The sequence below is a fragment of the Streptomyces sp. R818 genome (genome assembly GCF_056172735.1).
Genome location: NZ_JAOCNE010000014.1, coordinates 1,126,976 through 1,141,177, shown reverse-complemented (window position 1 = coordinate 1,141,177; position 14,202 = coordinate 1,126,976). Strand labels below are relative to the sequence as shown.

The 14,202-nt window shown below is 69.3% G+C and carries 16 protein-coding genes; 4 read left to right on the top strand and 12 right to left on the bottom strand.

Annotated features, from left to right (window positions below; translation table 11 throughout):
- Positions 1-18 precede the first annotated feature (18 nt).
- Together N5I75_RS37150 and N5I75_RS37145 are read left to right on the top strand one after the other, a co-directional pair.
- Positions 19-1,386 (top strand): phthiocerol/phthiodiolone dimycocerosyl transferase family protein, encoded by a 1,368-nt coding sequence (locus tag N5I75_RS37150; RefSeq protein ID WP_476684609.1) that lies wholly within the window; start codon positions 19-21, stop codon positions 1,384-1,386.
- Between the two features lie 16 nt (positions 1,387-1,402).
- The gene (locus tag N5I75_RS37145; protein WP_476684608.1) at positions 1,403-1,921 is read left to right on the top strand and encodes an RNA polymerase sigma factor; all 519 of its coding nucleotides are present in this window, start codon (positions 1,403-1,405) and stop codon (positions 1,919-1,921) included.
- Between the two features lie 45 nt (positions 1,922-1,966).
- Here the strand turns inward: N5I75_RS37145 and N5I75_RS37140 are convergent, their stop codons facing one another.
- The 3 genes from N5I75_RS37140 to N5I75_RS37130 all read right to left on the bottom strand — a co-directional run bounded on the left by N5I75_RS37140 (position 1,967) and on the right by N5I75_RS37130 (position 4,705).
- Positions 1,967-2,752: a response regulator transcription factor gene (locus N5I75_RS37140; protein ID WP_476684607.1), complete on the bottom strand. Its 786-nt coding sequence runs from the start codon at positions 2,750-2,752 to the stop codon at positions 1,967-1,969.
- A 79-nt stretch (positions 2,753-2,831) separates the two neighbouring features.
- Positions 2,832-3,650 (bottom strand): methyltransferase domain-containing protein, encoded by an 819-nt coding sequence (locus N5I75_RS37135; protein ID WP_476684606.1) that lies wholly within the window; start codon positions 3,648-3,650, stop codon positions 2,832-2,834.
- 14 nt (positions 3,651-3,664) lie between these two features.
- Positions 3,665-4,705 (bottom strand): hypothetical protein, encoded by a 1,041-nt coding sequence (locus N5I75_RS37130; RefSeq protein ID WP_476684604.1) that lies wholly within the window; start codon positions 4,703-4,705, stop codon positions 3,665-3,667.
- Positions 4,706-5,224: 519 nt separating this feature from the next.
- Between N5I75_RS37130 and N5I75_RS37125 the strand changes: the two genes are divergently transcribed.
- Complete coding sequence (locus tag N5I75_RS37125) at positions 5,225-5,638, top strand: hypothetical protein (RefSeq protein ID WP_476684603.1); 414 nt, start codon at positions 5,225-5,227, stop codon at positions 5,636-5,638.
- 53 nt (positions 5,639-5,691) lie between these two features.
- Here N5I75_RS37125 and N5I75_RS37120 read toward each other — a convergent pair whose 3' ends face one another.
- The 8 genes from N5I75_RS37120 to rsgA form a co-directional block, all read right to left on the bottom strand.
- Complete coding sequence (locus N5I75_RS37120; RefSeq protein WP_476684602.1) at positions 5,692-6,156, bottom strand: hypothetical protein; 465 nt, start codon at positions 6,154-6,156, stop codon at positions 5,692-5,694.
- Positions 6,157-6,363: 207 nt separating this feature from the next.
- Complete coding sequence (locus tag N5I75_RS37115; RefSeq protein WP_476684601.1) at positions 6,364-6,897, bottom strand: hypothetical protein; 534 nt, start codon at positions 6,895-6,897, stop codon at positions 6,364-6,366.
- A 381-nt stretch (positions 6,898-7,278) separates the two neighbouring features.
- A complete protein-coding gene (locus tag N5I75_RS37110; protein ID WP_476684600.1) occupies positions 7,279-7,698 on the bottom strand; it encodes a hypothetical protein in 420 nt (139 codons plus the stop codon).
- A gap of 204 nt (positions 7,699-7,902) precedes the next feature.
- Positions 7,903-8,451, bottom strand: a complete 549-nt coding sequence (locus tag N5I75_RS37105; protein WP_476684599.1) for a DUF4262 domain-containing protein — start codon at positions 8,449-8,451, stop codon at positions 7,903-7,905.
- A 24-nt stretch (positions 8,452-8,475) separates the two neighbouring features.
- Entirely contained in the window at positions 8,476-8,904 is a 429-nt protein-coding gene (locus N5I75_RS37100; protein ID WP_476684598.1) for an HIT family protein, read from the bottom strand.
- A 114-nt stretch (positions 8,905-9,018) separates the two neighbouring features.
- Positions 9,019-9,441 carry a hypothetical protein gene (locus N5I75_RS37095; RefSeq protein WP_476684596.1) on the bottom strand — a complete coding sequence of 141 codons (423 nt, stop codon included), beginning with the start codon at positions 9,439-9,441 and terminating at the stop codon, positions 9,019-9,021.
- A gap of 222 nt (positions 9,442-9,663) precedes the next feature.
- Positions 9,664-10,410, bottom strand: a complete 747-nt coding sequence (locus N5I75_RS37090) for an SAM-dependent methyltransferase (RefSeq protein ID WP_476684595.1) — start codon at positions 10,408-10,410, stop codon at positions 9,664-9,666.
- Between the two features lie 17 nt (positions 10,411-10,427).
- Positions 10,428-11,486: a ribosome small subunit-dependent GTPase A gene (rsgA, locus tag N5I75_RS37085; RefSeq protein WP_476684926.1), complete on the bottom strand. Its 1,059-nt coding sequence runs from the start codon at positions 11,484-11,486 to the stop codon at positions 10,428-10,430.
- Between the two features lie 493 nt (positions 11,487-11,979).
- On the opposite strand from rsgA, the gene N5I75_RS37080 reads away from it, so the two are divergent.
- Positions 11,980-12,840, top strand: a complete 861-nt coding sequence (locus tag N5I75_RS37080; protein ID WP_476684593.1) for a glycoside hydrolase family 16 protein — start codon at positions 11,980-11,982, stop codon at positions 12,838-12,840.
- A 159-nt stretch (positions 12,841-12,999) separates the two neighbouring features.
- Here N5I75_RS37080 and N5I75_RS37075 read toward each other — a convergent pair whose 3' ends face one another.
- Positions 13,000-14,022, bottom strand: a complete 1,023-nt coding sequence (locus N5I75_RS37075) for an NAD-dependent epimerase/dehydratase family protein (protein ID WP_476684592.1) — start codon at positions 14,020-14,022, stop codon at positions 13,000-13,002.
- Between the last annotated feature and the right edge of the window lie 180 nt (positions 14,023-14,202).

The window sequence follows — 14,202 nt, the reverse complement described above, 5'->3', positions numbered from 1 at the left end:
CCCTCCGAGGCTCTGTACGTGGGTCAGCGGAGCAGAGCGGTGCTCTCCTGCACGCTGCGCGGCAAGGTCGACGCGGAGACCCTGTCGGCCGCGTTCGACGCCATCACGGCCGAGCAGCCGACACTGCGGGCCCGCATCGTGCCCGCCGACCCGACGGGGTACGCGCTGCGGCTGCTCCCGGAGGAGTCGAGGCCCCGGCTGCTCACCCGTACCGGCGACCTCGAGGACGCCTACGCGGCGGAGCTGAACGCCCCGCTGCCGGTCGGTGGCCCGCTGGTCCGCGCGGTCCTGGTCAGCGCGCCCGAGGGCGACCAGCACCTGTTCGTGCTGGTGGTGGACCACACGGTCACCGACGGGCACAGCAGCATCGCCCTGCACAACAACCTCTGGGACCGGTACCGGCTCCTGGCCGAGGACGCTTCGTCGCGAAGCGGCGTCGCGGACGCGGTGGGGGGCGAGGGAGCCTTCGGGTGGCCCCGCCCCGTCAGCGAGCTGCTGCCGCACGGCGAGGAGGCCGACACCCTCAAGTACCTCGAACAGCGCGTCGAGCAGGCGACGGCGCACCCCGTGGACCTCGTCCCGTACGACGTCCCGCGCCCGACCGGCGACATGCCCGCCGCCACCTCCGGTCCGGCCGAGCCCGAGGGCCACATCGAGACGTGCCGGCTGGCTCTGGGCCAGGAGGACACCGCCCGGCTCCGGCAGGCCGCCCGCCGGGCCGGTGTCTCCGTGCACGCGCTGGTGAGCACCGCGGTCCTGCGCGCGGCACGCCGCCGCCTGGACGGCGACGGCCCCCGGACACTGGGCTGCCTGTCACCCGTCGATCTGCGCTCCCGGCTGTCCCCGCCGCTCGCGGCCTCGGTCATGGTGGCCGCGGTCACCACCCACCTCCAGACGGTCGAGGTCGCCCCCGAGGCGACGGAACCGCTCGCGCTGGCAAGAACTCTGCACGCCCGCCTCAGGGACTTCATCGACCACGGGGATCACATCCAGGAACTCCGGATCATGCCGGAGATCCCGCGCCACCCGACGCTGCAGCTGGCCACCGTGATCGTGACGAACATGGGCGTGGTCCCCGGCCCCCGCCTGCCCGAAGGACTGCGCGCGACCGACGTGCGCCTGGTCCCCGCCCGCGAGAACTACTTCCCGCAGGCGGGCCGCAGCCCCGTCATGGCGTGCGTGGTCTCCTTCGAAGGGCAACTGGCCGTCGAATTCCCCCACTTCACGTCCTGTTTCAGCCCGTCGTTCATGCGGGCGTTCCGCGACGACGTCCGCGACGGGCTGCTCGCGTTCGCGGCGGACACCGCTGAGACCGAACCCGGACCCGAGCCCGAGCCCGAAACCGTACGGGCCCACACGTCCCACCTGCCCCGGCTGCTGCCCTGAGGAGCGCTCCCTCGCCATGAACACCGTCAGCGACATCCCCACTCTTCCGGCGCTGCTCAGGCGTGCCCAGGCAGGTGACGAGCGCGCGATGAACAGCCTGCTCGCCGACATCGCCCCGTATGTCGCGCGCATCTGCCGCTCCATCACCCACGACGACGGGGCGGACGCCGCGCAGGAGGCGCTCCTCGCCGTCTACCGCGGTCTGGGCTCGCTGCGCGAACCGGCGGCGTTCTACGGCTGGGTGCGCTCGGTGACCGTCCGCGAAGCCGTCCGCACCGCGAAACGACGCGGCGCGGAGACGGCGTACTCCGACGTGGAGGTCGGCCGCGCGACGAACCCGCTGGACGCGGTGCACATCACCGACGTCCTCGACCGCCTGTCCGACGCCCACCGCCAGGTCCTCACCCTGCGCGCGTACGGCCTCAACGAGGAGGAGATGGCCGAGACCCTGTCCCTCCCGGTCGGCACGATCCGCTCCCGCCTGCACCGTGCCCGCCGCCGCTTCCAGGAGGCATGGCAGCCGTCGGCCGCGTAACCCGTACGCCTGCTCAGCCCTCGCCCTTCTCCGCCTCAAGACTGTTCAAGTCGGCAGCAGGCCGCGCTCCTGTGCGCGCAGGACGGTGGTGAGCCGGTCGTGGGAGCCGAGTTTGCGGTAGAGATGCTCGCGGTGCTTGAGCACCGTGTGCACGCTGATGCCCAGCTTGCGAGCGGACGCCTCCGCCGTGAGCCCCCGGGCCAGCAGTGCGAGGACGGTCAACTCGCGCGGGGTGATGCCGTGTTGCTCGGCCCGGTGTTCCAGGGTGCCCGCGGAACTCGCCTCTGGCAGCGAGCGGCGAAGGCTCTCCAGTCCTCGCAGATGCGCGTCGAGCCCGCGCAGAAGGGGTTGGAGGCGCTGTGCGACGGCGCGGTCCCGCTCACTGAAGTCCGAGCCGTCCCGCCCGATCACCAGGGTGCGGATGGCTCCGGGTGGCGCGCGCAGCGGTATGGCGAGTTGCCGTGTGATGCCGATGGCTTCGCGGCCGGCGTGGTGCGCCTCGCTGCGCCACCAGCTCGCGTCGGCCACGTCGTCGATCGTCAACGGAGCACTGCTTCCCCTGGCGTACACCCGCATCAGGGGATGATCTCGCATGTGTGTGTTGATGAGGCTGTTCATCGGCCGGCTGCCGAGCCAGTCCGGCTGCCCGGCGACCATATGACCAGTGCCCTGTTCCCAGCGGAGGGCGGCCAGCAGGCTGATTCCGCCGTGGAGACACGTACCGAGTTCGGTGAGCAGTTGCGGCCAGGACGCTTCGGCCCCTGGGTCGCCGTACACGGAGGCGGCCAGGTCGAGCATCTGCTCGTAGTCACCCAACGACAGGTCCCCCATGGCCCCATTCTGGCCCGGCGGACCGATCGCTTCCACCCATCCAGGAGGTGAATCGGAACCGGCGGCTGCGGGCGATCTGTCAGGGGCGGCGCCCGGTGACGGTGAAGGCGACGGAGTAACTCAAGGTGTCCTCGGCGTCCAGGAAATCCATGTAGACGGAGACGGCCCGGTCCGCCAGGGCCTGCGATCCGAGAGCCTGCACGAGAAAGGGCCGGGCGATGTCCAGTTTCAGCTCCCAGCGGGCCCGTTCCGCATCCGGCACCCGTCCGGCGATCAGGTGGTACGGCTCCACCCGGACGGTGAGGTCGCGCAGTCCGGCAGCGCGCGCCAACCGGTACAGACCGCGTCCCGCATGAGAGTCGAAGCCGGCCGCGTGCAACGCGGGACCGACCCGCGCGAGCAGCGTCCCGAGCTCCTCGGGCAGGGGGTCGTGCCAGAAGAGCTGCCCGTCGAGGTCGTACAGCACGACCGCCCCGCCGCTGCGCGTGACGCGCGCCATCTCGGCGACGGCCGTATCGCGGCGTTCGAGGTACTGCAGCAGCAGCCGGGAGTAGACCACGTCGAACGATCCGGTGTCGAAGGGCAGTCGGCAGGCATCAGCGCAGTGGCGCTCGACCGCCCCGCTCCCATCCCCGCTCCCATCCCCGTTCCCGTTCCCGTTCCCGCTTCCGCTTCCGCTTCCGGAGACGCCGGCGGCCAGCCTGTCGGCACTTCCGTCGACGGCGACGACTCTGGCCCCGGGCCAACGCCGCAGGACGGCGGCGGCGAGGTGTCCGGGGCCGGCGCCTACATCGAGCACCGCGGCTCGCGGTGACATGACATCCGACAGACAGGTCCGCACCCATTGCGCAGCGTCCACCTTCGACACCAGCCGGGCCGCCTCCCGAGGATCCTCCATGAGGTACCCGTTCCTCATGCCGGGGTCTCCGGATCAGGTACGAGTTCGTTCCCACGGTGCCCGTACCAAGCGTCTACGTAACGGTAGAACTCGGCGTACCCCTCCGCGGACCAGATCGCCTGCGCGTACGAGGCCACCGGTTCGGCACCGGCGTCACGCAGGAAGCGGCCCGTCCGCAGGTCCGTCGCCACCGGGATCGCGCCGAGCGCAAACGTCTCGTAGGCCACGCTCACGCGCGGGAGGATCCCGCGGACCATCCGCTCGGCCTGCGCGGCGTCGAGGCCGGGATCGACAAGCAGATCGCAGCGGTTCTCCAGGAAGGACAGGCTGAACCCCAACGGCCCCTCATAGGCCAGGGCCGCGGCCGAGAGACGCCCCCGCTCCCCCGGGTGCACCCAGATCCGACGTCGCCGCCTCAGCCCCACCTCGCGATAGTGCCGGTCCACTGATTCCAGCAGCAGGTCGTCGCTCCAAAGACCCTCCGCCCGGGCGTACGACGCCCCGCGCGCACGAACCGCCAAGGCGGCGAGCTCGGCACACGCCTCATCGCCGTCCAGTTCGAGTACGGAGGTGTCGCGGTCCTCCGGGTCCGCCAGTGAACGCGCGACGTCCAAGGGCACCATCAGGTAGTCGCACGGCGTGACAGCACCGGTGCCGGGCGGAAGCCGTTGCCCCAGAGTCCCGAACACCCGCCCCATGTAGGGATGACCGGGACGGAACCATATTTGCAACGCCCCGATGCGCCCTTCACGCATCAACGCCTGCTGAGCCGCCAGTATCACCGCGCGCGCTGCCGTCGGCGGTCCCAGATTCACCACGTTCTGCACGTGCCAGCAGGCCCCGGTGGCCCGCCACATCGCCAGTGAGGCGTCGCCGCTGTCGTCGTGCGTGCGGTGCAGAGTGACGCGCAGCAGCGAGGTGCCCGCCCTCAACGCCTTCTCCCAGTTCTCCAGGATCACTTCCAGGAAGGGCTCCAGCCGTGCCGTCTTCTGCGGGTAGAGGAGCCTTGACTGCTCGTAGTGTGCGTAGAGGAGTTGTGGGGTGAGGGTGTTCACTTCGCAGTCGAACTCCGCGTAGCTCCTGGTGAGAACCTGCGGAAGGTCGTGACGGACCGCATCGGGCGTCTCCGTGGGCGGAGCCGCCTGACGCCCGGGCGCTGTGAACTCGGCGGCGCCACCGCGAGCATGGATGCTCTGCCAGGTCGGCTCCCTGGACGCCGCCGGACCAGAGGAAGTCGGGGTCCTCCCGTGCGTTTGGGACGCTTCGAAATAGCGCGTGAGAGGTGTGCCTGACGCTTGCTTGGACTTCTGTAGGAAGCGAAACATGCCTCCGAGACTGACGCCACCTCTCGAATACGGGTATGGGAACAACTGCTGATTGACCGCGGCGAGGGCACCGGTATGACGTTGCGGGGCCGTCCCCGGCGGGTTCGGGGCCGTCCCCGGCGGGTTCGCCGTCAAGAGGTGGGCTCGTCGCCGAACACTGCCGCCAGCCGATCGCGGAGCAGGCGTGTGGCGGTCGGCGAAAGCAGCGCGCTGCAGGGCCCGGCCCGTGGTTCCTTCTACAGTCCTGCTGTGGACAACAACACGTGGTTCGAGGTCGAGGACCCGCAGGAGTACGGCGAGGAGCCCTGGGACTTCGACGAGGCAGAACTCGGCTTCCTCTCGGCTCTGCGCGCCCGGGCCGCCGCCTGGCGGGTGCCATGGGCTCCCAGTGGCGTCGCTCGGCCCGAGGACGACTCGTCACTTCTCGTCTGGGTCTCCCTCCTCGACGACAAGCACTCGGTGATACGCAGCGAGTGGGCCGTGCACTTCCACGGCACACACGTGCGCGCAGGAAAGGTCTGCGACCAGCTCTTCAACCTCCACGAGACACCCGAGCACGGCTTCTTCCAGATGTCCGGCACGGTCGAGGAGCTGGCTCTGAGGTGCGCGGACTGGTTCGAGGCCGTGTTGCACCGCCCTGTTGTTCGTGTCGATTGCCTCTGAGGCCAGGGGACGAGCGCCGCAGGTCGTGGAAGTGGTGGTGCGGGCCGGGGCCCTCAGGACTTGCAGAAGCCGCTCGTCTTCAGCAGGTCGTTGATCTGCTTGCCCTGGGCGGGCGTCGTCTTCACGTCCTTGTAGCTGAAGCGCTGCGAGGCCGAGGAATCGAGGTTCTGCGCGCCCCCGTTGATCGCGGAACACTGGTTGCGGGCGGCGTCGACGGCCTTTTCCTCGTAGTTGACGATGTCGGGGTTGACCGAGGCCAGGATCTTCAGCAGTGCCAGCCGCTGCTCACCGGTGGGCTCGGGCGGTATTCCGGCCTGCTTCTCCGCATCGGCGGCGGCACTGCCGGCCGACGCCGGGGTGGTGTCCGGCTCCGGGGTGATGGCCGCGGCCTTCGGCGTGGAAGAGCCTGTCGTCGCGCTCGTCTTGGGCTCGGCGTCGACCGTGTTGTCGCTGGTGCAGGCGGTGAGTGTCATGGCCGTGGCGGCGAGAAGGCCGATGGCGGTGAGGCGGCGGTGCAAGGTGGTCCCCCCAGGGAGTCGTGGTAAAAGATCATCCTCCGCGATCGCGGGGATGATGCAAACTCCTGTGGCCGACCTGTGACCCGCATCCTCAGCCCGCGCTCACGTAGCCGTGTGATCGGCTGCCACAGAACGCCCTACCTCTGTCCGGCCGGTGCGTCGGGCCGGAGAAGGCATAGCGGCAGACGCAGTCCCTGCCCATGTCAATCAAGGGCATGTGCGACGCCGGTAGTAGTGCAGGGTGACGACAGCCAGCAGCGGCCCCCATGCCACCACGGGTATGTAGCAGGCCGTCATCACCCACTTGCCCCACTGCGCGATCGCCATGTCGGCATGCACCGTCGTCCATACGAAGAGCACGCCGTAGACCGTGCAGGCGAGAGCGCCCAGCGTCGCGGGTACGGTCGCCGCAAGCACGGGTACACGGCGTCCGCCCAGGCCTGGGACCCATCGCGGCCACACCTCACCCCACGGCCGGACCAGTCCCAACGTCAGGCAAGCCACCGCCTCTTGCAGCACGGACAGCAACGGCAGGACGAGATACCCCCAGCCGGGAATGAGCATCGCGTCGTACTCGGACTCGGCGAGCCCCAAGGGGACACCGATCACCACGGCGCACCTCCACAACGCCGACGGTAAAGATGTCCACAGGACGGCAGCTGCCGCGCGTCTCGCCCACGGCGGGACGGGTGTCGTGGTCGCCAGACGTGCAGTGCTCGTCGGTAACGGTCTGACCGTCATGGGCCTGCTCCTTCGTTGGGGACTTCTTGCGCCATCCCGGAGGCTGCCACGCACTCCCGTGGGGCCACATCCGTCCTCGGAGTGGGAGCATGTGCCCCTCTGGGCGCATGCGTACGAAGGGGAGTCAGACCTCCGAGTGACGGACACCGGTTGAACTCGGCATGCGCTGGTGACGCCGTCAGGCGTGCACGGACACAGCACGTCACCTGTCCCGGCCGCACGCGGGGGCACAGTCTCAAGGACGTCGAAAAGAACGTGTTCCGGCCCCCGTGGCTCGACCGGGTGCATGACGGGCGAGCACCGTTTGGCTTCGAGCTGGCGGAGAACTCGGTGGCAGAAGTCGACCATGTATCCGTGAGCGGTCCGCACGCCCCGGGGTGATCACGTCGGCCGACGCCTTCGTATCCGTGTGCGCATGGCGCGGCGAGCGGCCAACACTCCGGGCTCGGAACGCATATGCGGCGGCACAACGAACTTCGGTCGGTTGAACAGGATGACGCAGACCTCGGTGATGATGCAGGTCACTGCCACCAGAAGGGCGGTCAGAGCAGTCACCGCCGTCAGCGTGTCGAACGCGCGGTCCTGCATCCCCAGCAAGATGAGGACGCAAAGGGACCACATGCCGACGATGGAGACGAAGATCGAGCGCACCTCTCCGCGGTGTGTCTCACGGCCGAAAGGTAGGAACGTAAAGGCAGTCAGAAAGAAGTCCACGAGTGCTGGATCCCGCCAGAGCCGGACAGCTTTCCAGCTGGTGACCAACAAGCTGACGATGATGAAGAGCACCGCAGCGTAGATCATGTCGTCCTCCCCCGTGCCGTCACTCAGAGCGACCCGGTGTCACGCCCTTCCGGCCGCCTCTCCCCCTGGCAACTCGTTCACCCGAGGAACAACGATCGCCGACCAGACTGGCACGGCAAGGCCGGGCCGCAGAGTGCCCCCTCCGGCAACATGACCCACCCCAAAGTTGCCGACAACAACACAGGGCAGTTCACGAACACGACTTCACAGTTCGGCCGTCCACACCCCGACAGGATGGCCACTCGGAGGCAGCCACAACTGAGGCTGTGACTCGCGATGCCTCGCGTCAGCCTGTTGATCCCAGTGGAAACGGCCTTCGGCATCAGGCCACGCGACTTGCAGCACAGGAAGAGGCGGCCTCCGGTAGAAGCCGATGGCCTGGCCGAAGAAGGTCCGATGCCAACCGCGGTGAACCTGCCTGAGCGCAACTCGGTGACCGACGACAACGTCAGAGTGGCTCTGGCCGTCCGCCAGTGCTTCACCTGCGGCACGCTTCTCTCCGAGTGTGTTGAGTATGCGGTGCATCACGTGAACGTCGAGCCCAAACATGGCGAGTTCGGGGCCGCCGTACGTGTGCGCGAGGCCGATCGTGTAGGCGAAGCCGGGACCGATCTCGTCCTCGGGCACCATCACGACGTGCCATCCGTGCCGCTGCACATGCTCGATGACTGTCAGACCCATACGGTCCGCCTCGTCCCGGTCGCCGTAGTCATGGCAGAGCACACAGCGGCACTGGAACGGATCATCACTCATGTGCAGAGGGTACGAGGTGATCGTTCACCCCGCCCCGTGGTCGCCGTCCGACGCCAGAGCGTCCGCCAGCAGCGCCCCTGGATCACCAGCGAAGTGATGTACGGAGCTTCCGGCCGGCCACGTCGAGATGCCGTCACCCACCCACCGCGGAACGACATGGAAGTGCAGATGGGGCACCGACTGCTCCGAACCCGGGCCGCTGGCACTGAGAATGTTCACACCGGAGGCGCCCAAGGCGGCCCGCGCGGCCTTGGCCACGCGCTGAACCAGTGCTGTCGTCACGGCGAGGACGTCGGCCGGGGTCTCGAAGACGTCCTCGTAGTGCAGCGTGGGAACCACCAGGGTGTGCCCCGGCGCCAGCGGGTTCAGCGGAGTGAAGGCACACGCCTCCGACGTACGAGCCACCCACCTCGCGCCGCCTTCCCGGATGAGCCCGCAGAAGATGCAATCCATGCGATCGACCCTGCCATACGCGGAAGGTGACGCGGATCCCACGGCACGACCGGGACCGCCCGCGACTTCACCACACCACCGGGTCAAATACCCACTTCGCAGCGCGCGTTCGCGTCACGGGCCCGGCATCGACGACGCCTCGAAGCCAGCAAGGATCTCCCCGGCATACGAATCCCGCGCGGCGATCTCCTCGATGGTTTCGCGTGCTCGCTCGATTCGGTCCGTCTCGCAGAGCAACCGGATGAGACTGTACAGAGCACCGCGGTCGCCGTGCGCTGCGCGCTCGTGGAGCACGGCTGTCATCCCCCGCTGGCGAAGCGCCCGGTTGAGCCGCCGACGGGCATGGACATCTGTGCGGGCCAGCTCGGTGAGCGCGGTGAGCCGCCCAGCGCGGACAAGAAGGTCCATGTGCCACAGATGGTTGTCGTGAGCGGTGTAGTCGGTGGAGTGACACTGGGCGTGTGCTCTCACCAGGACGAGGGCAGTGTCCCAGTCACCCGACTGCTCGGCTCTCTGCGCCTGCTCGAACCACGTCATCGGTTCATTGTCGTCCGCTCCCGTCGAGCCGTACAAGTCGCGCGTGCCGACGAGCGTCGTGACGGCTCTGCCCTGCCCTTCGCCCTGCGGGTCCCTCTGGCCCGTAGGGACATCACGCTACAAGGCACACAGGTGTCGCCGTCACCTCGGCATCGCGATGATGAGGTGTCCCGTACGGGGCCCGGACGACGTGCAGTCCAGGCCCCGTACGGGACGAGGGTGTCAGCGCTTCATCAGGGCGAAGACACCCCAGCCGAGGTACTCACGTCCGTAGCGCGCGTAGTTGGCGGGCTCAATGGTGAGTTCTTCCCGTACCGCGGGGGCGAGTTCGTCGTCCGGGTTCTGGTCGAGCCAGCGGCGCATGCTGAGCCACTGGGCGGCGGCGTAGCGGTCCCAGCTGTCCTGGTCGGCCAGCATCATCTCCACGACGTCGTACCCGAGTTCCTGGAACTGCCCGATCAGTTCCGGCAGGAGCAGGAAGTCGGCGACGGCGGTGGCGTGGCACGCCTTGGCGGTCTCCTCGTCTGGAGGGGTCTGCCGCCAGTAGGGCTCGCCGATCAGCATGAGTCCGCCGGGGCGCAGGCTGCGCTGAAGCAGCTCGGTCGTACCGGCGACGCCGTTGCCGATCCAGGTCGCGCCGACGCAAGCGGCCAGATCGACCGGCTGGTCGGTGACGTGACCGGCTGCGTCACCGTGGACGAATGCGACCCGGTCGGCGACGCCGAGTTCGGCGGCGCGGGCCCGGGCCTGCTCCGTGAAGAGCGTGCTGATGTCCACTCCGGTGCCCGTGAGGCCGAGGTCGCGGGCCCAGGTGCACAGCATCTCGCCCGAGCCGCTGGCCAGGTCGAGCACGCGTGTCCCGGGGGCGAGGTGGAGGGATTGCCCCAGGGCGGCGAGCTTGTCCGCGGTCAGCGGGTTGTGGATGCGGTGGTTGCTCTCGCGGATGGTGAAGATGCGGGGAAGGTCCATGACCTGATTCCTTTCCGTCATGCCTTGAAGAAGTGGGGAGACCGCTTGAGGGCGCGCACTTGGCGCGAGATCTGCTTCATGGGCCGTTCCAGCTCGGCGCGCAGCCGGGCGTCGGTGCGGGAGGCGGCGTAGGTGTTCTCGCGCTGCAGCCGGTGGTAGCTGTCGAGGCGCCGCCGGCTGAGACGGCCGTCCTCGACGGCGGCCAGCACCGCGCAACCCGGCTCAGTGGCGTGGGCACAGTCCGCGAAGCGGCAGTCCGGGGCCAGCTCGGTGATGTCGGCGAAGGTCTGCTCCAGGCCCTCGTCGGCATCGTGCAGGCCCACTCCGCGCAGGCCCGGGGTGTCGAGCAGGACCCCGCCTCCGGGCAGCGGCAGCAGCTCACGCCACGCGGTGGTGTGCCGACCCTTGCCGTCGCTGTCGCGCACCGCGCCGGTGGCCAGGAGGTCTTCGCCCAGCAGGCGATTGCCGAGGGTGGACTTGCCGGCGCCCGAGGGCCCGAGCAGGACGACCGTGCCCGACAGGACGGCGGTCAGGACGTCCAGCCCCTCACCGGTGGCGGCGCTGGTGACCAGCACCTCCGTGCCGGGAGCCACTTCAGCCACCGCGGCGGCCGACGCGGCGGGGTCGGTGGCCCCGTCGGCCTTGGTGAGCACCACCACGGGCACCGCGCCGCTCTCCCACGCCAGGGCGAGCATCCGCTCGATCCGTCCGAGCTTGAGCGGGTCGGCGAGAGAGACGACCACCGCTACGGTGTCGACGTTCGCGGCCAGTACCTGGGCTCGGGAGGTACGCGAAGAGGTGGAGCGGACCACGGCGGTCCGGCGCTCCAGCACCTCCACCACGATGGCGGAGGCCGCCGACTCCGCCGACCGGACGGCGACCCAGTCGCCGGTGCACGGCGTCAGCCGATCACCGATCCCGGACGAGGGAAGAGTGGCCGCGCGAACGGGCCCGGCCTCGGCGACGACGTCGCACAGACCGCGCTCGGCCCGCACAACACGGCCGGGAACCAGTCCCGCGGCCCGCGACGGGGCGAAGGAGCACTCTCGTTCCGTGTCCCAGCCATAGTCGGCCAGAGTCAGGACGCGCTCATGAGAGTGAGCAGAAGCAGATGCGGATGGAGTGAATGGATGAAACAACGTGGAGACCCTTGAACGGGGGCCCCGCCGGACAACGAGCGTGCCGAGAACACTCCCCTACAAGGGAGGCAGGCAGGCGAAGGTCAGGACGAGGCCCGGGAGGTGAGGATGGTCCGGGCGCCGCACGCAGCGGGCGTCTCCACGACAGTCATCAACACACCTCCTCAGCTCTCCGTGAGCGAACTGGTCATCGCTCGGCCGCCTACGCTAACACCTTCCCTGCATGACGGCACCGCTCGGGTAGCGCCTTCGCAACGTAGCTCACCGAAAGAAACCGGCGTGCGGACTCGACGGCAGGAGCATCGCCCTGCCGGGCGGTCACCGCATACTGGCCGCGCGAGCAGGGACTAAGCTCCCGAAGGTCCCGGACGCAGGCCGCGACCGCCCCGCACCTGCGCCTATCTCCTCCCCGGCTTACGGAGCCCCCGTTGTGAAGCAGCACGTCCGCTCGGCCCTCATGCTCGCCGTCGGCGCCCTCCTGACCGGGTGTGTGTCCACGCCGACCGAAGGACGACAGCCGGCTGCGGACAGCGACCGGCCCTTCTGGCAGGCCGAGTTCGACGGCGCCTCGGGGACCCGCCCGTCAGCGAAGTACTGGAACACCGAGACCGGTAACCAGGACGAGGAGGGATGGGGCAACAACGAGTTGCAGTACTACACCGACGACGCGGCCAACTCGGCGCTCGACGGCTCCGGCCACCTGGTGATCAGCGCGAAGCACGCCCCTGAAGGGGCCGACCTTCCCTGCTACACACAGGACGTCTGCCCGTTCACCTCGGCTCGCCTGACCACCGCCGACAACGTCTCGCTCCGCCACGGGCGCGTGGAGGTCCGGGCGAAGATGCCCACCGGCAAGGGTCTGCTCCCGGCCATCTGGATGCTCGGCGACAACGGCGCGCAGTGGCCCCGCCAGGGCGAGATCGACATCAGCGAGGTCGTCGGCGACGAGCCGCGCACGGTCTACGGCACCGCGCACGGCCCTACGTACTACAACGAGAACGGGATCGGCGGCTCCACCACCCTGCCCGCCGACGCCGATCGCGCCTTCCACACCTACGCCGTCGAGAAGGAGCCGCACCGCATCACTTGGTCCGTCGACGGAAAGCGGTACTTCACCCTCACCCCGGACAAGCTTCCCGCCGACCGCGACTGGGTCTTCGAGCAGGACATGCACCTCCTGCTGAACGTCGCGGTCGGCGGCGACTGGCCGGGCTCGCCCGACGACTCCACCCGCTTCCCCGCGGCCATGACCATCGACTACGTACGCTTCTACGGCACCGGACGCGGCTGATCACGACCATTCCCGGGCAGGACGGCTACGGGGACCGGGCCGCGCCCTGTTGCCGGTGCACGGACAGCCAGTGCACGAACGGCCCGTGCACGAACGGCCCGTGCACGGGCAGCCGGCGCACGGGCAGCCGGCGCACGGACGACGTAGTGTGCCGTGTCCTCAGGCTGTCGCGGCAGCGGCGCGCGTCGTCGGTCGCCCCTGTGCGGTCCTGAACCACGCCACGGTCCGGCGGATACCCTCCCGAGGCGGCACGAGGGGCTCCCAGCCGAGGGCGGCACGCGCCAGCGCCGTGTCCGGACGGCGGCGGCAGGGGTCGTCCTGTGGCCGTGCCACGAACTCGATCTCGGAGGACGATCCGGCCACGTCCCGGACCAGGTGCGCCAGGTCCAGCACGGACATCTCGATGGGGTTGCCGAGATTCATGGGGCCCCCGTGGTCGACGGCCAGGGCGGCCATGAGTCCGTCCACCATGTCGTCGACGTAGCAGAGCGACCGGGTCTGCGACCCGTCGCCGGCGACGGTGAGGGGCAGCCCGCGCAGCGCCTGGTCGATGAAGGCCGGCACCGCCCTTCCGTCGTCCCGGCGCATACCCGGGCCGTAGGTGTTGAACAGCCGCACGATGATGGTCGACAGTCCGTGCACGCGGCGGTAGGCGGCTGTCGCCGCTTCCGCGTACCGCTTGGCCTCGTCGTACACGCTGCGCGGGCCCACGGGGTTGACGTGCCCCCAGTAGCTCTCCGGCTGGGGGTGCACGAGCGGGTCCCCGTAGGTCTCGGACGTCGAGGCGAGCAGGAACCGTGCCCGGTGGTGAAGTGCCAGGTCGAGCGCCGCAAGGGTGCCGGGCCCTCCCGCGCGCAGGGTCTCGCACGGGTGGCGTTGGTAGTCGATCGGCGAAGCGGGCGAGGCGAGGTGGAGGACCGCGTCGATGCGGCCCGCCGCAGCCGGTAGTGGTTCCGTCATGTCGGCCACGTCGGCGACATGCAGAGCAAAGCGGTCGTGCCGCGACAGCGCCTCGATGTTGGCGCGGCGGCCGGTCAGGAAATTGTCGACACAGATGACACGGTGCCCCTCCCCCAGCAGACGTCTGCAGAGATGGGAACCGATGAATCCGGCCCCGCCCGTCACCACGACAGTGTTCACCACAGTCTTGCCCCTCCCCCGTGGAATCCGCCCCTCCCTCATCGGAGGTCGACGGTACGGAACCAGCGCAACTCAGCGGGGTGCGCGGACGCAAGAGGCACGCACGAAAGTTGTTGCGGACGCGTATCTGTGTGGCTGGTGTTTCGCCCCCGCGCGTGTCACAGGACCGGCTGGGACATGCGGGCGCCCCTGTACCTTGGCACCGTGTCTCGGCGGCCCCCG